Raw genomic sequence first — 18,235 nt, forward strand, 5'->3', positions numbered from 1 at the left:
AAGCTTTATTGCTCATTTCAATGACAGTTCAGACACAAAAAAGCAGGCAATCAGCCTGCTTTTTTTATTTTTAATTCTGGTGTATCTACGGCGTTAGCTAGCGTGTTAGCTCTAACCGAATCAATACTTCATCGGTAATATCTTCTATCTCACCATAACCGACAAAAGCGGTGACCTCATTCTCTAACTTCTTCGCTTGGTGCATGCTAATTTTTGAAAGCTCTTCTAAATCCAGTTGGAATAAACTCGTTAGCGGGTTAAAGATGGGAGCGGTTGTGACTCGCAGTACGTACACGTCCCCTAAGTGCTGGGCTTTCTTGATGAATAAGATTCGCTCTTTTGCAGAAGCGAAATCTTTGACCAATTTAGTGTGCACGGATTGGATCTTGTCACCAAACTTAACTGCAGCAATATATACATCGTGGTGTTTGGGTACTGCACCTTCAATTCTTTTCAGTGGTTCAGCCAATAGAGAGTTAGAGTGTCCTTTGAAAATGGGCTCAAGTGAGAACTTTTGGTTGTGCCCAAGTTTCGCGAGTAACGCTAAGTGCTTATTCAATGGGAAGTTCACGCCAATAATCTTACAACGCAGTGTTGAACTTGGCTTATCGATGAATATCGGATTACTGACCATCTTGCTAAGTAAAATATTGTGTAGTGATTCGAGCAGTGAATGCGTTGGCAGTATTTCTTTCTTTTTAATCAGCTTGCTTTGGTTCTGATCGATAAGCCCGTTTAGAAAGGCAATGGTGCGCATTGTCTTAGCGTTCTCTGCGATAACCAATTGTACGTTTCGACCGTTAGGGCTTACTCGAATCACGAGATAAGGCACAGTGCTTAATGGCAAGTTCTTATCATAGAGTTGCAGCTCATTAAAATTCACCAATACTGGGTCATTGATCTTGAGGACCATTGGCTGCTCAAGGGTAATGCTTAGCCCGCGTTTCGAGATGTCTAAGGTATGTCCGTTCGCTGCCGCACCATCTTGCGAGGTAAGCTGTAACGGAGATTTAAATTGGTATCTCGGTTCTTTACGACGAGTAAGAGAATCAAAATAAATACTCTGAATATTCCCAACCACTGTTCGTGGATGACGGAATCGGTTCAGTTCACTGCTTGGAATGCGAGGTTTTTCACTTAATAGATAATCAGCCGCACTTTCGTGATCACCGATCTCTTGCAAGATGCCGCAATGAGTCAACTGCTCTGAGCTTTGAGCCAACGTATCCGAATGTTTCGCTAGTGCTTGTCTTTCGGTATCGGATAGTTCGAAAACAGAGAACTTGAACGCTTTCCAGCTTTTACGTTTACCACCGATATGCCAGAACAATTGTCTCTGTTCGCGAGAGGCCTCAGGTAGCATCATCGAGTAGAACAAAGTCTTGTTCTGATGCTCGTGAGTAAAAGAGTAAATAACGTTACTGGTTCCTTTCACCCCAGGTTTAGCCAGTAAATTCATTCTTTGTTCGTTGAACAGGGTGCCCAGAGCTTGCTGGTTGCGTTCATCATGCCAATATTGCCACAACGGATGGTTGTTATCCGTGAGTAGGGCAAGCTTTAGTTCGCTGCCATTGAAGAACAGAGGAAGGTTACAGGTGTGTTTTAAATAGGTGTGTTCGATGCCTCGAGTGCGGGTTCGAATAACCCTATCTTGATTCTCATGGCTAGTTTTCTTACTTGAGCTATTTAAAGACTCACCGAGTAAGCGACCCACAATATTGTTATCGCTTATCTTGATGGTTCTTAGAAACTTGACTGCGTTGTTCTCATAAGATTCATCAATGCCCAGAACTCGGAATTCAACAGCTTGGTTAACATCGATTTCTAGTGACTTCTCAACAAGCTCTGTGAATTTGACACTGATGATCTCACCAAGATTGTATCGAAAAGCACTCGGTACTTTGAATTTTGCACCCGAAGGAGAGATATCAACCGTAACACCATGCAAGCTTTGACCTTTAGATGTTGTAACCTCAACCTGTGAACTGATCTTAAGTCTGTTTTCTTTACGCTTTAAATCGTAGCCTAAGTTAATAGCCTCTGCTTCGTATGGGCTATTCGCGCTAGTTATGTCGTGGTTATTTTGAGATGAGGTATTAACGACACTACGAAGTGGCTGAGTTCGTGGCGTCATGACCAACTCCCACACCCCTTCTGTATAGCCTTTAAATTTTTTAGTGCCACGTTGATATGCGTTCAAAGCTATGTCATCAAGCCAGTGTTTACGACCATCTAGCGTGAACTGGCGACATTCATTATCAATACGTCCACGTAAATCAATGCTCTTTGTACACGGAGCCATGATACGATTCAGTTCCATTTTAACGAGCAGCTTTAGAGACGGCGATTCGTCTTCTGTCATTTGAGAAAGAAGGAATTCGAAATCTTCGGCGTGGTAAGCCGGGATTAGTCGTTCTGCTACAGATAGAATTTCAGATTGCTGCATACTTTTCTTGTTAGAATGGCCGGTGCGTTATTGTTATCGACAAGTTGTATTTGATCTTTAGATATTCGTGACCCTACTGCAACGTTTATTTTCATGCGTACGGTCAACGGGGTCACAGAATCGCAACATTTACCAGTTACCAAGCAAATTATTGAGGTTTTATGGCTAAGGCAAAACGAGCTTATGTGTGTAATGACTGTGGCGCTGACTTTCCACGTTGGCAAGGACAGTGCAATGCATGTGGTGCTTGGAACACGATTACAGAAGTTAGGTTAGCTGCTTCACCTCAAGTTGCGCGTAATGAACGATTAAGTGGTGGCTACGCGGGTGGCGCAACGGAATCTTCGGTTCAAACTCTCTCTGAAATCAACTTGCAAGAGGTCCCACGTTTCAGCAGTGGCTTTAAAGAGCTCGACCGTGTTTTAGGCGGTGGTGTTGTTCCTGGTGCCGCTATCCTGATTGGTGGTAACCCTGGTGCCGGTAAATCAACGCTGTTATTGCAAACCATGTGTCAGCTTTCTTCTCAACTACCGACACTTTATGTCACTGGGGAAGAATCTCTTCAACAGGTCGCGATGCGTGCTTCTCGATTAGGATTACCGAAAGAGCATCTTAAAATGCTCTCTGAAACCAATGTCGATAAGATCTGTCAGGTTGCCGAAAGGGAACAACCTAAAATAATGGTCATCGACTCAATCCAAGTTATGCATGTCGCCGATGTTCAATCATCGCCAGGCAGTGTTGCACAAGTTCGTGAATCAGCAACAGCATTAACGCGCTACGCGAAACAGAATAACGTTGCTGTGTTCTTAGTTGGACATGTAACCAAAGATGGTACGTTGGCAGGACCAAAAGTACTTGAACACATAATTGACTGTTCCGTGCTGTTAGATGGCGGAACGGATAGCCGTTTTAGAACGCTGCGTAGTCACAAGAACCGTTTTGGTGCGGTCAATGAATTAGGCGTGTTTGCAATGACAGGCCAAGGCCTTAAAGAAGTCAGCAATCCATCTGCTATTTTCTTGTCTCGCGGCGAAGAAGAAACATCAGGCAGTTCAGTGATGGTGGTTTGGGAAGGGACACGTCCGCTTCTTGTTGAAATCCAAGCGTTAGTGGATTATTCCCAGTTGGCAAACCCACGTCGTGTCGCGGTTGGTCTTGAGCAAAATCGATTGTCATTGTTATTAGCAGTGCTGCATAAACATGGCGGCTTACAAATGGCTGACCAAGATGTGTTTGTGAATGTTGTTGGTGGTGTTAAAGTAACCGAAACCAGTGCCGATCTTGCATTAGTGATCGCTTTACTTTCGAGTTTCAGAGACCGTGCATTGCCAAAAGATGTGGTGGTATTTGGGGAAGTAGGCCTCGCGGGTGAGATTCGTCCAGTACCGAGTGGGCAAGAGCGTCTTAATGAGGCGTTTAAGCATGGTTTCAAGAGAGCGATAGTGCCTGCTGCGAACATGCCTAAGGGCGGCATTCCTGGAATGCAGATCCATGGGGTCAAAAAATTATCAGAGGCAATTAATGCTTTTGATGAGTTGTAATTGAGCTCACTTCAGCTACTCTATACAGCAGAAAATCAGTCTAACTTGAACGTTAATTACGCTTTAAGTTAGCACTAAACCTAACAATCATTTAGATTGTTTCTACAGATTGCCTTTTCGTTTTTGTTACGAAAAGGCAAAGTTTTTTAGTCCCAAATGCATGCAAAGCTATCAGTCCTCACAGATTGTGATATACTCTGCGCGCATTTTATATCCTATTAACAGAGTAAGACAATGGCAGATTTATCGAAATACAGAAACATTGGTATTTTCGCGCACGTTGATGCGGGTAAAACAACTACCACTGAGCGTATCCTTAAGCTAACTGGTCAGATCCACAAGACTGGTGAAGTACATGATGGCGAATCAACTACTGACTTCATGGAACAGGAAGCTGAGCGCGGAATTACTATCCAATCAGCAGCTGTAAGCTGTTTCTGGAACGGTCACCGTCTAAACGTTATCGATACTCCTGGACACGTTGACTTCACAGTTGAAGTATACCGTTCTCTTAAAGTACTTGATGGCGGTATCGGTGTATTCTGTGGTTCTGGTGGTGTTGAACCACAATCAGAAACTAACTGGCGCTACGCTAACGAATCAGAAGTATCTCGTCTGATCTTCGTTAACAAACTAGACCGTATGGGTGCAGATTTCTACAACGTTGTTGACCAAGTTAAAAACGTTCTAGGCGCAACTCCTCTAGTTATGGTTCTACCAATCGGCCGCGAAGATGAATTCGTGGGTGTTGTAGACCTTCTAAGCCGTAAAGCATACGTTTGGGATGACACTGGTCTTCCTGAAAACTTCGAAATCAAAGATGTTCCTGCGGACATGGTTGATGACGTTGAGCAATACCGTGAAGAGCTAATCGAAACTGCTGTAGAGCAAGACGATGACCTACTTGAAGCTTACATGGAAGGTGAAGAGCCTTCTATCGAAGACGTCAAGCGTTGTATCCGTAAAGGTACTCGTGACCTAGCGTTCTTCCCAACTTACTGTGGTTCTGCATTCAAGAACAAGGGTGTTCAAATCATTCTTGACGCTGTTGTAGATTACCTACCTTCTCCAACTGAAGTTGATCCTCAACCTCTAATGGATGAGAACGGTGAAGAAACTGGTAACCACGCTGTTGTTTCTACTGAAGAAACATTTAAAGCGCTTGCATTCAAAATCATGGATGACCGTTTCGGTGCTCTAACTTTCGTTCGTATTTACTCTGGTAAATTGAACAAAGGCGACACGATCCTTAACTCATTCACAGGTAAAACTGAGCGTGTTGGCCGTATGGTTGAGATGCAAGCTGATGACCGTAACGAACTAACTAGCGCACAAGCTGGTGACATCATTGCGATCGTTGGTATGAAGAACGTGCAAACAGGTCACACTTTATGTGATCCTAAAGATCAAGTAACGCTTGAGCCAATGGTTTTCCCAACTCCAGTAATCTCTATCGCTGTATCTCCAAAAGATAAAGGCGGTTCTGAGAAAATGGGTATCGCGATCGGTAAAATGGTTGCAGAAGATCCATCTTTCCAAGTTGAAACTGACGAAGAAACTGGCGAAACTATCCTGAAAGGTATGGGTGAGCTTCACCTAGACATCAAGGTAGATATCCTTAAGCGTACTTACGGCGTTGACCTAACAGTTGGTGCTCCTCAAGTTGCTTACCGTGAAACTATCACTCAAGCAATTGAAGATAGCTACACGCATAAGAAACAGTCTGGTGGTTCTGGTCAATTCGGTAAGATCGATTACCGTATCAAGCCTGGCGAACCTGGTTCTGGCTTTACGTTCTCTTCAAAAGTTGTTGGCGGTAACGTACCTAAAGAATTCTGGCCTGCTGTTGAGAAAGGCTTTGCTGGCATGATGGAAAACGGCGTACTAGCTGGCTTCCCTACGCTAGACGTTGAAGTTGAACTTTACGATGGTGGTTTCCACGCAGTCGATTCATCTGCAATCGCATTTGAAATCGCAGCGAAAGGTGCATTCCGTCAATCTATGCCTAAAGCTGGCGCGCAACTTCTTGAGCCAATCATGAACGTTGACGTATTTACTCCAGAAGATCACGTTGGTGATGTTATCGGTGACCTTAACCGTCGTCGTGGCATGATCAAAGATCAACAAGCTGGCGTAACTGGCGTTCGTATTAAAGCTGACGTACCACTTTCAGAAATGTTTGGTTACATCGGTCACCTACGTACAATTACTTCAGGCCGTGGCCAATTCTCTATGGAATTCGCACAGTACTCTCCATGTCCAACGAACGTGGCAGAAGAAGTAATCGCTAAAGTTAAAGCAGAAAAAGCAGCTGGTAAGTAATTAGCTCTTTTCTAAGTTAACTAAAAAAGCACCGCAAGTGAAAGCTTGCGGGGCTTTTTGTTGCTTGTCATATACTGCGAGATGCGAGATGCGAGATGCGAGATGCGAGATGCGAGATGCGAGATGCGAGATGCGAGATTGATGTGGCCCCGTACTGAATGGATACGGGACAAATTCAGATACAGCTTAAACAGAGAGGGACTAACGTTTCAAATCAATGTAGATCTGCTCTACTTTAATACGTGCCCAGTCCGTTTTACGCAAAAATTTTAAGCTGGATTTGATGCTAGGGTCTTTTTTGAAACAGTTGATGTTTACCATGTAACTCAACTCTTCCCAGCCGTAATGCTCAACCAATTCAGTCAGTAGTTTCTGCAGAGTGATACCGTGAAGTGGGTTATTTTCTTGTGTCATGAGATGTTCTCGCCATTTGTTTGAGCTCAGTATATCAGTTTCGCTTTATGAATTATCGGACCATTTAAGCTCGTAATCGGTATCGATAATAGAAAGCTCTTCCCGACCTTTATTTCCAAATAACTGAACCTGACCTTGCATCCAAGCTTCAAAGCGTTTTATTTTCTCTCGATGAAAGTAACCAGCAGGTGCGCATAAAAAGTAATTGTATTTAGGCTTGAGTGCGATGTTGCCTATTCGAACTAATTTCCCTTCCTGTAGATAGCGGTACACCAAGCTGTGCTTAACGAGTGCGACTCCTTGAACTGATAGTGCGCCTTCTAGAACAAAGTGCGAGCCATCAAATTGCAACGATGTACGGCCAGCTCTCGCTCCGACAATTTCTAGCCATAGATTCCAATCCATATCCGGCCAGCGGTCTTCAATTAACTCAGCTTTGTGCAGATCACCGATATCGTAAATACCATGCTTTTCTTGGTAAATAGGGTGGCAAACTGGGTAAACCACCTCGTCCATTAACCAACGCGATTCAATGTTTGGATAACTACCATGACCATAGCGAACGCAGACATCGACATTAGAGTCTTCAAACGTCACTAGCTTATTGGTTGGTTCAATCAACATGGATAGATCAGGGTGGCGATCGCGAAAGTCGCCAATTCGAGGTACCAACCAGTGTTGGGCAAATGATGGCACGGTTGAAATAGACAGTTGAGTAGGGTTTGGATCTTGGTTAATTCGCCTCACGCCATCTTGAATGTGGGCAAAGCCTTTCTTAGCTTGCAGGTAAAGCACTTCACCTTCGTGAGTGAGTACTATTTTTCGGTGCTGACGAATAAACAAGTCTGCACCTAACCACACTTCAAGTTGACGAATTTGTTGGCTGACGGCAGCTGCCGTGACAAACAGCTTCTCAGCCGCGAGTTTAAAGCTGCCAGTTTCAGCTGCAGTATAAAAATAGTAGATCCCTTGGAAAGGTGGGGTTCGCTCTCTCACATTAGTTTTCCTTAACTGAATGCCAATATCTATCGTTTGTCGTTAGTGCGTTGTTGGTCGATTATTGACCATAACAAAGCGAGAGATCAACAGGAGAAAGGCTATGAATACGATAACAGCAACCGAAAATACCAACCATTCATTTTTGTCATCGTTATCAGTTAAGAAATTCTATTCTAAATTTAGACTTTATCTTCAGAAGCGTAGAACGAGAAAGCACCTAGCTGAACTATCTGATTATTTACTTGAAGATGTTGGTATTACCCGAGGTCAGGCCAACGAAGAAGTGAGAAAACCATTTTGGGAGTGATTAAGCTTACCGTAACGTAACTCTTTCTGATTTTTAAGAGTTACGTTACGGTTAGTAAGGAACATGATGTTTATTCTCTTGCCAAAGCCAAAGCCAAAGCCAAAGCCAAAGCCAAAGCCAAAGCTAGATCTTTGATATTTCAGAAACTTCTTCATGCAACCATTCAGTAAATGCCGCAATACGCTCTTTTCTTGGCGAGCTAGGATCAAAACATAAGTTAACTTGAACGCCAGGTGTCATCCCAATATTAAAGGGTTTAACGAGTAACCCGCGTTCAATGAAATCACCGGCAAGGCTGTCCGTTGCGAGGCAAACTCCATGACCCGCCATCACAGTGGTTAACCCCATATCAAAGGTACCGACTTCCATCCACTCTATGGTACTACCTTGAGTAGATATGTTGGCTTGTTTGAACCACTCCTCCCAAGGGAAGCATCCGCTATTAAATTGAATCAACCAACATTTGAGTAATTGTTCTGGTGACGTGAACTTTAAAGAGTTGGCGAGTTCAGGTGAGCAAAAAGGATAGATGGGTTCGTTGATTAGCATCTCAAGAGTCAAGCCTTCCTCAACACATAGCTCTTCGCCTTGCAGAATAGCCACATCAATCTCACCATGTTTTAAATTTGGGGTATCAGACGCTGTTAGCACCTTAATTGGGATCTCTGGGTGTCTGACTGAGAATTTCCACAGCCTTGGCAATAACCAACGCGATGCAAAAGAGGGAGGGCTTCGAACAACGATAACGCCTTGCAGGGGTTCAGACTGAATCTTATTCAATCCGACAACAAGCTCTTTAAATCCATCTGACACATGCTGGAAGAGAGTCCGCCCCTCTTGAGTCAGCGCCATTTCACGCCCTTTCCTGATGAACAGCTTACACTCCAATTGTTCCTCTAACTGACGGATCTTTTGGCTGACAGCAGCTTGGCTAACAAAGAGCTCTTTTGGCTGACAGCAGCTTGGCTAACAAAGAGCTCTTCTGCTGCCTTGCTGTAGCTACTCAAGCGAGCTGCGACTTCGAAGTAACGAAGTCCGGAAAGGTGGCGTAGTCTATTGTCCATAACTTCTTCTTATAGTTCTTGTTAGGAATGGTTGTTCGCTTATCGAACAGGTTGTTTTCATAATAACGACAGAACGATGGCAAATACAAGAGAGTAATTATGGAAGTATTAATCAGTTGGACGAGACTTTATGGTGCTAAGTTGTTTAAAAATAAGAAGATAAAATTAGGTGAAGTTAAGGCGAAACAGAATCAGGTTTTATGTGCAGAACAACTGAGCCGACGAGTGAAAGAAGACATAGGGTTAGAATATGAGAACAACGATTCTTCTGATTATACGAAATACTTATAATTCTGACTTATGTAGTCAATAGCGTGAAGTCGGGTCTCGCTGGCTTTATCTCAGTCATAATTTTCATCTGTATTGGTTTGGCTCAATATGACTTTACTCATTAATTGTCGAGTATTTTTATAATTCTATTTACTATTAAACTAAATGCTTACTTTGAAATGATTCTGTCTTATTTTTGAGACTTTAACTCTGATTTATTTAGAAACAAGCATTGTATTCCATATTTCATTTATTTTTCTAATGGATATAAAACAACCAGTTATTTTAATGATAAATAAATAAAGGTTCCAACTCTACTGTATTTTTGGATTTTTAATTTATTTAACTTTAGAAAAATAAAAGACTTAATTAACTTTCAGTCTGATTTACCCTTCTATGGTACTACTTAAAATCCCCTGCGTGTATAAAACTTGAACAACTCGTTTATCAATTCTATATCTTTAATGTTCAGTCTTTCTATATCTCCTTGGGTTTTCTATTGGGCAGATAGAGGGAATAGAAAGACGAGAGGGTGGGGGCTGTATGAAATCTATTTCAAGAGGTTCGGAGCGTAGTCGTTATCGAAACGGCTTTAAATCTAAAATAAAAGGCATCGCTATTATCGAGTTTACGATCGTGGTGAGTCTGTTTTTTGCGCTTTTTTTAACGGTTGTTGATCTTGGTATATACGGGTTTGTTAAATTGACCATGCAACATTCGGCAAGAGAGGGTGCAAGATATGCCATCACTGGTCGTTCTGATCTGGATCCTGATGCATCGAGTGACCGCGAAGCCGCTATATTAGAAAAAATCTCGCAATCTTCGAGTGGCTTGCTCGACAAAGTGATGGATGTCCAAAACATACGTGTTGAAGATGTTTACGGCAACGCTGTTACCGGGTTTGGTGGTTCAGGGGACATTATTTCTATTCATCTTGATTGCGAGTGGCCATCTGTAAACCCCTATATGTATGTTTTGCTCGATGACGGGAAGTTTAAATTTACCGTTAGCGCAGCAATGAAAAACGAAGCGTTTTAGGGAGGACAGGATGTTTCCTTTTAAGATAAAAAAAGCCGCTGAGAAAGGGTTTGCGGCAATCGAAATGACGTTAATAGCACCATTGTTTATGTTGCTTATTGTTGCGGCTGTCGATATCACGCACCTCATTCAAGCCAACCACATCATTATTAGTATAAGTCGAGAAGGTGGAAATATTATTTCTCGAAGTAATACTGACACCCCCCAAGAAGTGATGGACATCATCGCTACGACATCGGGAACATTGGATTTGACGCAAGACGGTGTCATTTACATCACCGAGGTCGTTGGGCAAGAAGATGCTTCGCCCTACATTAAAAGCCAATACCGATGGAATCAACACGGGCTGAGTAAAAATAGTGCTATTTGGTCGAGCTGCAGTAATTGGGCAAATGATGGGGAGTGTTCTGATGTGGATGCTGATGACCCTCCACTCATTAACAATTTAGCCGTTGCGCTTGATGATGGAGAGATTGTGTACAGCGTAGAAGTATTCTATGACTATTCGCCGATTTTTAGTCGAGTATTCGATGAGGAATATATTCTGAGCGACACAACATATATGTAAGGAAGGTTAAAATGGATAAGGGAACCCCAATCAAATATCGTTACAGTCGTGGGTTAGTGGCTTTGATGTCAGTCATCGCACTGCCTTTTATTCTGTTAGTTGTCGGGCTTTCTGTTGATGCTGGACGAGCTTATATTGTTAAGTCTAAATTATTTGCAGCAGTTGATGCTGCCAGTATTGCCGCTGCAAGAGCGGTTGCCAATGGCGAAGATGCAGGGCGTGCCGCCGCTCAAAAATATTTTGCCGCAAATATCCCGGCCGACTTTTATTCAGCAACACCTAGCTTGGGCGCAGTCAATTTCTCCTATGATTCATTCGGTAATATTTCGATTGATATTTCAGCTACGGCACAAGTACCCACGCTCTTTTTACCCTTGATTGGGTTAGATACATTCAATCCTGGAGTGTCTGCGCAATCTATTCGTCGCCCAGTAGATTTAGTGTTAGTGATTGATAACACCACTTCTTTGAGGCTCGGCAGCATAGGTGACGTGACACAAGACGTCATCGACAGGTCTAAGTCATTCGTTGAAAACTTTCACGAAGGATTTGATCGGGTTTCATTGGTTAAATTTGCTTTCGGAGCCGAGGTTCCGGTGGGGTTCAATGCGACTCGCGGCCATAGTCGAAGTACCATTAAATCGGAGATAGACAGTTTTAATTTTGGTAGTACGTCTAATGCACAATATACCAATGCATCGGAGGGGATCTATCGAGCTTTAAATGAGCTAAGAACGGTTACTGATCCTGCTAACTTAAAAGTGATCGTGTTCTTTACTGATGGGGCTCCAAATACTTTTGCTACGACATTCGATTTTGAAGGTGGGGGATCCCATACCGGTTCCATTCGCTCAAGTGATGGTAACAGTGGTACGCCGAGAGGGCTTTGGAGGCATGACTCTATCGCAACCACTTTATCGGGTGGGTATGAAGGGCGTGACATTGATGATTATATTAGTGAGATGCCGGACTATTATACGGCTCATGATTCGAGTGCCACTGAGTTTAATATATTGAATCCGACTCATTCAGTACGCCCGGTAGCGCAATATGACCCTGATAGCCATTCAGCAAATGATCTATATACCAGAGTGAATCGTGTAGCACGTAATTTAGTGGAAGACATTGCTGAAGCCGCGAGAGGGGAAGATATTTACGTCTTTACCTTGGGGTTAGGTTCATCATTAACATCGGCAACCGGGCCTGATAGTGAGTTTGGAGAAGACTTACTGTTACGAATGGCAAATTCTAGTGCGCTTTTGGATGATCCTGATTTAAGTGCGGATTATGATCCTGCTCAACTAGAAGGTGTGTATTGCCATGCCATCGATGAGGAGGCGTTAGGCCCTTGTTTCGATGAGATGTTGGACGTGATTATACGTTTAACCTTGTAGCGTTATTTTGGGTTGTATCTTTTGAATATTGAGCACACAGACTGTTGATAAGAAGTAGAACAAAATATAAAGAGGGAACTTTTCAGCTCCCTCTTAGTTCTGTCTGTTATTTTAGCGCTAACCGGGGTGGTTAGGCTTAATGGTTACTCTTCCCAAACCACCAATTTATCTTTCGGCCAGTTATGACCGACTTCGTGATATTTTTGCTCAAGGATATGTCGTTTGATCTTAAGCGTTGGTGTTAACACGCCATTCTCAATACTCCACGGTTCCTTAATCATTAATACGCCTTTGATCTTCTCGTGTGAGGCGAGTTGTTCGTTCATCTTCTCGATAACACGCTTGGTCGTTTTCTCATAACGAGCTCGATCAAAGTTAGGGAAGTCATGGGGTACAACAAGCAGGATAGGGCCTGGCAAGCCTAAGCCTATCAAACACATCATTTCTACGCGGCTGTATTCAAAGAGTTTGTTCTCGATTGGAACGGGAGCAACAAACTTACCTTTAGCTGTTTTAAAGGTGTCTTTCTTACGTCCACGAATCGTTAAGTAGCCTTCGCTGTCAATATCACCAATATCACCCGTATGTAGCCAACCCTCTGAGTCAAAAGACTCTTGAGTCGCAATGTCATTTTTGTAATAACCAGAGAACATGCCTTTGCTTCGAACTAAAATTTCTTCGTCTTCTGCAATTTTGAGTTCGATGCCTGGACCTGCATTACCCACCGTACCAATTTTGTCTGATCTAAACGGGTGGTTAATCGTGCTGTAGGCGAAAGACTCTGTCATCCCCCAAGCCTCGGTAATGTGTAAACCAACGCTTTCATACCATGCGAGTAAAGCCGGTGATACAGGCGCTGAACCACAACCAAGAACACGAGCTTGGTCTAAACCCAGACCATCAGCCAGTTTCTTCTTAATGATGTTATTCACAAATGGAATTTTAAGTAAGAAGTTCAGTTTTTTCTGTGGCAGCTTATCCTGAATTCGTTGTTGGAATAGAGTCCATAAGCGAGGAACTGAAATAAACAAAGTTGGACGGTGCATTTTCACATCGTCAATAAACGTGTCTAAAGATTCAGGGAAAGCCGTAACTACCCCACCCATTACTGATGAACCAAAGATGTAAACGCGCTCTGTAATATGGGCAAGTGGTAGATAAGAGAATAGGCGATCGCCTGGTTGGATACCAATATGGTCGATCAACCGATGAACTGACCAAGTAAAGGCACCATACGTGAGCATTGCGCCTTTCGGTAAACCAGAAGTACCAGATGTATACACAAGCGACATCAGCTTATCATCGTGATGCTGAGGTCGTTTGGTTGAGGGTTCGTGTGTCTCGATAAGCTGCTCAAAAGTGTGTTGGCACTTAGCGGCAGTATCGTAGGGCAGTGAGATACTGACTAGACTCGGGTTATCATCGAGTACTTTTTGAGTGGCCTTAGGATCGTCAAGCTTGCCTGCAATCACAATTTTACTTTCACTGTGTTCAATACAGTATTGAATGGTGTCTGCTCCAGCTGTTGGAAAGATTGGGACGCTGACAAAATCTCCTAACATCATGGCAAGATCGCAGATAAACCACTCTGCACAGTTTTTTGAAACGAGAGCGACTCTATCGCCGGGTTGGGCTCCGAGTCCTTCTAATGCTGACGCCAGTTTTAGTGCTTTGTCGGCCACTTCTTTGTAAGTGAATTCAACAAATTGGCGGTTAATTATTTGTTTTAAATAGACTTCATCTGGGCGTTCTTCTGCCCATTTTAAAATCATGTCATTGGGTGTAGAGAGAGCTGTTGCTTTTTCTTGGCTAAACTCGTTAGGCTGAATCATTGTCTAACTCCATGTTTTTCGCTAAGTTATTTTTGTTAAGATCATGTTAAATGTACCATGATTTTTTATTTTAGGGAGTAAAATTAGCGTTTTCTGTTATCCGTGCAGGCACGTCTGTAACTTGCGGGGGTAACTCCAGTCCTTTTCTTAAAGATTCTTGAAAAATACGACACATCCTTGTATCCACATAGGTAAGAAATAACAGCGATTTTTGATTCGGTATCGGCTTCGATTAACTTTTTGGCTAAAAGGATTCGTTTATCGCACACAAAATCCCTGAAGCTTACCCCAAAGTGTAGATGAAACTTTTTAGAAAAATAGGTAGTAGAACAGTGACATTTTTCTGCAATTTCAGTTTCTCTGATCTCTTTGTTTATGTTGTCCATAACAAAGTTAACGACTTCAGAGGTAAACAACTTTGCAGGTAGCTGATTATTGTTATTCGTATCTCGGTCGAGATCAAAGTGAGGCTCGAAGATATGTTGGGTTTTACGCTGCAGTTCTTCGAACTTACTGGTCAGATGATTACTGCTCGTTTCTATTATAAAGAATATATTCTTATGATTTCGAACGATATTAGGTATCTGACCTGAACAAATAATGACTATTCGCTTGTTCAGATTTTCGCAAATAGACAGTGCCATTGTAAGTAGTTGAAGCTCATCCGTTCGATTCAATATATAGAATACTAACCTTACATCTAAGTTACTGATTATAGATATATCCTGTTTATAGTTCTCAATAGGGAAGTAATGACGAATTTTATTGGTAATAACTGAGTTGAAATCACTGTCTATATCAGAAAGTAGTGGTGTTATTATTTCCATAGTTATTGAACCTGTATCATATCAAAATAAACAGTAAGAAATATATATCAAAATGGCATCTATTAAATAGATTAGAAGTACAACAAAAAAGTGCAAGTAAATAGCAAGAAAATCCTAACCTAATATATTGTTCAGCTCTAGATTTAGTTTACAGGTAAATAAACCTGTAATGTAAATCAAGGAGAGATTCTCATGAGTAAGTTTTTGAAAAATTGTAAAGAATTCATGAATGATGAAGAAGGTCTTACGGTTATTGAATATGTTATTGGCGCAGCCATGCTTGTTCTTGGGCTAACCACAATATTTACTGGGATTGGTACAGCGCTATCAACGAAACTAAGTACTATTGTTGATCAAATTAGTACTTCATAAGAGCTAACGGTAATGAACCTTAAAAGGGTGGGGTATCAGAAAGGGTTGACTACGGTCGAGTATGTTATTGGAGCTGCTTCACTTGTCATTCTCGCTTGGTTAATATTTTCTGGAATAGCGACGGCTCTAATCAGTAAGTTTCTTTCTATCGTGGCGGGTATCTAAATTAATGATAAGTGAATCTTTATTGTTTTGGGCATTGCTTATTGTTGTTTCGGTATACGATGTTGAGAAACATCGTATACCAAATAAGATACTGATTTTATTTTTATTTTTGTACTTTTTATCTGTGTTAAATAGTGGGTTTTCTTTAGATGCATTAGTTGCTTCATTGATAGGTGCTGTAGTTCTTTTCTGTTCAGGTTTGATTTTGTATTTTCTGAGGGCCATGTCTGCAGGGGATGTGAAATTATTAGGTGTTATTGGGTTGTATATTGGGTGGGGCTCATTACTTGATGTGTCTTATTACATACTCATCGCTGCCGGAATAATTGGAACATTATATTTACTTTATAATCGAGCCAATAATAGTGAGATAACAGTTAGACGATACTTTGAAGAAAAACTAATGCTAGTTAGCGGGATATCTCCTGATATTAAAGGTGAACCTGTTGTGCATTCTCGTTACTCAAATAAAGTAACCATGCCATTTGCTCCTTCAGTTGTAATAGGTTTAGCGATGTACAGTTATTTTACATAGATCAAACTAAATCACTAGTCGATGTGTTGGAGAGGACATATGGATATGAGAGGGATACCTTCCCCGAGCAATTTAAAGCCTCAAATATCAGCTCCAGTGGTACCGACTTCCATCGAAATGCTTGGTGTTCCTGAGGTTGTTGTTGAGAACCTATTGCTAAAGCACCTATCAGCTTACCCTAAATCTGATGTGTTAGATTTGTCTAACTATTTATGTGTTGTTACACATGTCATAGAGAATGGACTAGCCGCACTCAGAAATAAATCTCTTATCGAAGTATTTCAACCTACTTCTGCTTTGTCTTTGGAATCGTCTTCTCATAGTCATGTCCGTTATTCCTTGTCAGAGAAAGGCTTAGAAGAAGCCGATCTTGCGTTCAAACGAGATGCTTATTTAGGTCCAGTTCCTGTTTCTCTCAAGCAATACACTGAAATTGTAGAGCAACAAGATTTAAGGGCAGAGCTTGTTACTCGCCCTGATGTGGAAGCCGCATTGAGTGATGTTTACGGCGTACAAAAAATGATCTCGGTGTTAGGGCCTGCAATAAATTCGGGAAGGGCGCTGTTGTTGTATGGGCACGCTGGGACAGGTAAAACTTTTGTCGCGTCTCGTATCGTGAACACGCTTCATACTTCAGTTTTTATCCCTTATGCCGTTTACGCGTTAGGGAATGTCATTAAGGTTTTCTCAGCGCAACATCATACTCCTTTAGATCGTAATGGCAGTGAGCAAACTGTTTCACTCCGAGATCAATACGATAAGCGATGGCTCAATTGTGAACGTCCTAATATCCAAGTGGGCGGAGAGCTCACCATGGATATGCTTGAGGTGAATCACTCTGAGCATAATCGCGTTTGGTTAGCACCTTTACAAATGATGGCTAATAACGGCATTTTTGTTATTGATGATCTGGGGCGCCAACCCATGCCAGTGGATGCTTTGCTCAACCGCTGGATCGTACCAATGGAATACTTCTTTGATCACCTGTCATTACCGAATGGTCAACAAATCACCATGCCATTCGTTTTAACGCTCGCATTTTCTACCAATTTGAATCCTGAAAAGATCAGTGACCCAGCCTTTCTACGTCGCTTGGGCTACAAAATAGAATTCAAGCCTCTGAATCAGCAAGATTATGAAGCTCTGTGGGTGAGCGTAACTGTTGATAAAGAGATAGAACTGCAAGATGGGTTCTTTGAGCGTTTGTCTCAAATGCATACGCTGCACAAAGTACCGCTTTTCCCTTGTTTACCGAAAGACCTTGTTGGTATTAGCAAAGACATTCTTTCGTTTGAGCAACTCCCACCCGTTATCACATTCGACATTCTAGCCATGGCATGGAAAGTCTATTTTACCTCTGATGGACACGAGGAAGAGAATAATGAATAAGAGTCAAGTTTTCCTACTGTTTTTATTGTCCGTAGTATTCGGTTTAGCCGCTGTATTTTTCGCTAAACAATGGATGGACAACCAAGTTCAACCGACGATTGAAGTCGAGCAAGTTGAGCGTCATCCGGTTGTAGTGGCATCTCAAGAAATTGAAGCTGGAACCATAATTGAAGAGCAATATTTAACAACTAAGTTGATGGAAGTCGATTGGATCAATGAAAACAACTATTCGGATAAAACAGAACTGCTCGGAAAAGTAGTCGCCAATACCATTTATGCCGGAGAGGTACTTCATAAGTTACGTTTTACTGTGCCAGGAGAAGGGTCAACACTTGCTGCTCTTATTCCTGAAAATAAACGTGCGGTAACGATACGTGTTGATGATGTTATTGGTGTGGCTGGTTTCTTATTACCGGGGAATAAGGTTGATATTCTCAATACTGTTTCTTACGGAAAAAATTCTGCAGCGACTCAAACGGTATTAAAAGACATTAAGGTTTTAGCCGTCGACCAAACGGCTAAAACGAAAGAAAACAGTCCGATTATCGTTCGTGCGGTAACACTTGAGATGACGCCAAAAGAGGCTGAGAAACTCCTCACGGCTAAAAGCAAAGGTAGTATTCAGCTGACCTTGAGAAATCCACATGAAGTAGAGAAAAAAGTGGTTCGTCGATATGTGCCTAGACCAAGTGTCACCATTATCAAAGGTACAGAAACATCTAGTGTGCGCGTCAAGGATTGAGGTGAGA

The 18,235-nt window shown here is 42.1% G+C and carries 17 protein-coding genes and 1 pseudogene; 12 read left to right on the forward strand and 6 right to left on the reverse strand.

The window, feature by feature from the left end:
* Nucleotides 1-97 precede the first annotated feature (97 nt).
* Nucleotides 98-2,446: a PilZ domain-containing protein gene (locus OCV36_RS03240; protein WP_135455923.1), complete on the reverse strand. Its 2,349-nt coding sequence runs from the start codon at nucleotides 2,444-2,446 to the stop codon at nucleotides 98-100.
* A gap of 161 nt (nucleotides 2,447-2,607) precedes the next feature.
* Between OCV36_RS03240 and radA the strand changes: the two genes are divergently transcribed.
* A complete protein-coding gene (radA, locus tag OCV36_RS03245; RefSeq protein WP_017072747.1) occupies nucleotides 2,608-3,990 on the forward strand; it encodes a DNA repair protein RadA in 1,383 nt (460 codons plus the stop codon).
* Nucleotides 3,991-4,224: 234 nt separating this feature from the next.
* Nucleotides 4,225-6,312 carry an elongation factor G gene (fusA, locus tag OCV36_RS03250; protein ID WP_017072746.1) on the forward strand — a complete coding sequence of 696 codons (2,088 nt, stop codon included), beginning with the start codon at nucleotides 4,225-4,227 and terminating at the stop codon, nucleotides 6,310-6,312.
* 201 nt (nucleotides 6,313-6,513) lie between these two features.
* On the opposite strand, the gene OCV36_RS03255 is transcribed toward fusA, so the two are convergent.
* Both OCV36_RS03255 and OCV36_RS03260 read right to left on the reverse strand, forming a co-directional pair.
* On the reverse strand, nucleotides 6,514-6,726 hold the full coding sequence (locus OCV36_RS03255; RefSeq protein ID WP_017076293.1) for a VF530 family protein: 213 nt from the start codon (nucleotides 6,724-6,726) through the stop codon (nucleotides 6,514-6,516).
* Between the two features lie 45 nt (nucleotides 6,727-6,771).
* The gene (locus tag OCV36_RS03260) at nucleotides 6,772-7,722 is read right to left on the reverse strand and encodes a LysR substrate-binding domain-containing protein (RefSeq protein ID WP_135455925.1); all 951 of its coding nucleotides are present in this window, start codon (nucleotides 7,720-7,722) and stop codon (nucleotides 6,772-6,774) included.
* A 103-nt stretch (nucleotides 7,723-7,825) separates the two neighbouring features.
* Here OCV36_RS03260 and OCV36_RS03265 point away from each other — a divergent pair, with 103 nt between their 5' ends.
* Nucleotides 7,826-8,032 (forward strand): DUF1127 domain-containing protein, encoded by a 207-nt coding sequence (locus tag OCV36_RS03265; RefSeq protein ID WP_135455927.1) that lies wholly within the window; start codon nucleotides 7,826-7,828, stop codon nucleotides 8,030-8,032.
* A gap of 123 nt (nucleotides 8,033-8,155) precedes the next feature.
* On the opposite strand, the pseudogene OCV36_RS03270 reads toward OCV36_RS03265, so the two are convergent.
* Nucleotides 8,156-9,096, reverse strand: a pseudogene (locus OCV36_RS03270) (LysR substrate-binding domain-containing protein).
* A 99-nt stretch (nucleotides 9,097-9,195) separates the two neighbouring features.
* On the opposite strand from OCV36_RS03270, the gene OCV36_RS03275 reads away from it, so the two are divergent.
* The 4 genes from OCV36_RS03275 (at nucleotide 9,196) to OCV36_RS03290 (ending at nucleotide 12,366) form a co-directional block, all read left to right on the forward strand.
* Entirely contained in the window at nucleotides 9,196-9,387 is a 192-nt protein-coding gene (locus tag OCV36_RS03275) for a hypothetical protein (protein ID WP_135455929.1), read from the forward strand.
* Between the two features lie 522 nt (nucleotides 9,388-9,909).
* On the forward strand, nucleotides 9,910-10,404 hold the full coding sequence (locus tag OCV36_RS03280; RefSeq protein ID WP_102511173.1) for a TadE family protein: 495 nt from the start codon (nucleotides 9,910-9,912) through the stop codon (nucleotides 10,402-10,404).
* 10 nt (nucleotides 10,405-10,414) lie between these two features.
* The gene (locus tag OCV36_RS03285; protein WP_135455931.1) at nucleotides 10,415-10,972 is read left to right on the forward strand and encodes a TadE/TadG family type IV pilus assembly protein; all 558 of its coding nucleotides are present in this window, start codon (nucleotides 10,415-10,417) and stop codon (nucleotides 10,970-10,972) included.
* An 11-nt stretch (nucleotides 10,973-10,983) separates the two neighbouring features.
* Nucleotides 10,984-12,366 carry a vWA domain-containing protein gene (locus OCV36_RS03290; protein WP_135455933.1) on the forward strand — a complete coding sequence of 461 codons (1,383 nt, stop codon included), beginning with the start codon at nucleotides 10,984-10,986 and terminating at the stop codon, nucleotides 12,364-12,366.
* A 143-nt stretch (nucleotides 12,367-12,509) separates the two neighbouring features.
* Here OCV36_RS03290 and OCV36_RS03295 read toward each other — a convergent pair whose 3' ends face one another.
* Nucleotides 12,510-14,198 carry an AMP-binding protein gene (locus OCV36_RS03295; protein ID WP_135455935.1) on the reverse strand — a complete coding sequence of 563 codons (1,689 nt, stop codon included), beginning with the start codon at nucleotides 14,196-14,198 and terminating at the stop codon, nucleotides 12,510-12,512.
* 83 nt (nucleotides 14,199-14,281) lie between these two features.
* On the reverse strand, nucleotides 14,282-15,025 hold the full coding sequence (locus tag OCV36_RS03300; RefSeq protein WP_135455937.1) for a helix-turn-helix domain-containing protein: 744 nt from the start codon (nucleotides 15,023-15,025) through the stop codon (nucleotides 14,282-14,284).
* A 192-nt stretch (nucleotides 15,026-15,217) separates the two neighbouring features.
* Between OCV36_RS03300 and OCV36_RS03305 the strand changes: the two genes are divergently transcribed.
* Genes OCV36_RS03305 through cpaB form a run of 5 tightly spaced genes read left to right on the forward strand, consistent with a single transcriptional unit; the run spans nucleotide 15,218 to nucleotide 18,228 of the window.
* Nucleotides 15,218-15,397 (forward strand): Flp family type IVb pilin, encoded by a 180-nt coding sequence (locus OCV36_RS03305; RefSeq protein WP_017088257.1) that lies wholly within the window; start codon nucleotides 15,218-15,220, stop codon nucleotides 15,395-15,397.
* Nucleotides 15,398-15,409: 12 nt separating this feature from the next.
* Nucleotides 15,410-15,562, forward strand: a complete 153-nt coding sequence (locus OCV36_RS03310; protein WP_017088256.1) for a hypothetical protein — start codon at nucleotides 15,410-15,412, stop codon at nucleotides 15,560-15,562.
* Nucleotides 15,563-15,566: 4 nt separating this feature from the next.
* A complete protein-coding gene (locus tag OCV36_RS03315) occupies nucleotides 15,567-16,097 on the forward strand; it encodes an A24 family peptidase (protein WP_135455938.1) in 531 nt (176 codons plus the stop codon).
* Nucleotides 16,098-16,136: 39 nt separating this feature from the next.
* Nucleotides 16,137-17,486 carry a P-loop NTPase family protein gene (locus tag OCV36_RS03320; protein WP_135455940.1) on the forward strand — a complete coding sequence of 450 codons (1,350 nt, stop codon included), beginning with the start codon at nucleotides 16,137-16,139 and terminating at the stop codon, nucleotides 17,484-17,486.
* Nucleotides 17,479-18,228 carry a Flp pilus assembly protein CpaB gene (gene cpaB, locus OCV36_RS03325; protein ID WP_017076279.1) on the forward strand — a complete coding sequence of 250 codons (750 nt, stop codon included), beginning with the start codon at nucleotides 17,479-17,481 and terminating at the stop codon, nucleotides 18,226-18,228. Before OCV36_RS03320 ends, cpaB begins: the two co-directional genes overlap by 8 nt.
* Nucleotides 18,229-18,235: the final 7 nt, after the last annotated feature.

Source organism: Vibrio echinoideorum (assembly GCF_024347455.1).
In the GTDB taxonomy this organism is placed as follows: domain Bacteria; phylum Pseudomonadota; class Gammaproteobacteria; order Enterobacterales; family Vibrionaceae; genus Vibrio; species Vibrio echinoideorum.

Excerpts from the sequence above, each read along its gene's own strand:
- OCV36_RS03320 (WP_135455940.1), top strand. The coding sequence starts at position 16,137 with ATGGATATGAGAGGGATACCTTCCCCGAGCAATTTAAAGCCTCAAATA.
- OCV36_RS03255 (WP_017076293.1), bottom strand. The coding sequence starts at position 6,726 with ATGACACAAGAAAATAACCCACTTCACGGTATCACTCTGCAGAAACTA.
- radA (WP_017072747.1), top strand. The coding sequence starts at position 2,608 with ATGGCTAAGGCAAAACGAGCTTATGTGTGTAATGACTGTGGCGCTGAC.
- OCV36_RS03310 (WP_017088256.1), top strand. The coding sequence starts at position 15,410 with ATGAACCTTAAAAGGGTGGGGTATCAGAAAGGGTTGACTACGGTCGAG.
- OCV36_RS03265 (WP_135455927.1), top strand. The coding sequence starts at position 7,826 with ATGAATACGATAACAGCAACCGAAAATACCAACCATTCATTTTTGTCA.
- OCV36_RS03275 (WP_135455929.1), top strand. The coding sequence starts at position 9,196 with ATGGAAGTATTAATCAGTTGGACGAGACTTTATGGTGCTAAGTTGTTT.
- OCV36_RS03290 (WP_135455933.1), top strand. The coding sequence starts at position 10,984 with ATGGATAAGGGAACCCCAATCAAATATCGTTACAGTCGTGGGTTAGTG.
- OCV36_RS03295 (WP_135455935.1), bottom strand. The coding sequence starts at position 14,198 with ATGATTCAGCCTAACGAGTTTAGCCAAGAAAAAGCAACAGCTCTCTCT.
- OCV36_RS03285 (WP_135455931.1), top strand. The coding sequence starts at position 10,415 with ATGTTTCCTTTTAAGATAAAAAAAGCCGCTGAGAAAGGGTTTGCGGCA.
- OCV36_RS03280 (WP_102511173.1), top strand. The coding sequence starts at position 9,910 with ATGAAATCTATTTCAAGAGGTTCGGAGCGTAGTCGTTATCGAAACGGC.
- OCV36_RS03240 (WP_135455923.1), bottom strand. The coding sequence starts at position 2,446 with ATGCAGCAATCTGAAATTCTATCTGTAGCAGAACGACTAATCCCGGCT.
- cpaB (WP_017076279.1), top strand. The coding sequence starts at position 17,479 with ATGAATAAGAGTCAAGTTTTCCTACTGTTTTTATTGTCCGTAGTATTC.
- OCV36_RS03300 (WP_135455937.1), bottom strand. The coding sequence starts at position 15,025 with ATGGAAATAATAACACCACTACTTTCTGATATAGACAGTGATTTCAAC.
- OCV36_RS03305 (WP_017088257.1), top strand. The coding sequence starts at position 15,218 with ATGAGTAAGTTTTTGAAAAATTGTAAAGAATTCATGAATGATGAAGAA.
- OCV36_RS03315 (WP_135455938.1), top strand. The coding sequence starts at position 15,567 with ATGATAAGTGAATCTTTATTGTTTTGGGCATTGCTTATTGTTGTTTCG.
- fusA (WP_017072746.1), top strand. The coding sequence starts at position 4,225 with ATGGCAGATTTATCGAAATACAGAAACATTGGTATTTTCGCGCACGTT.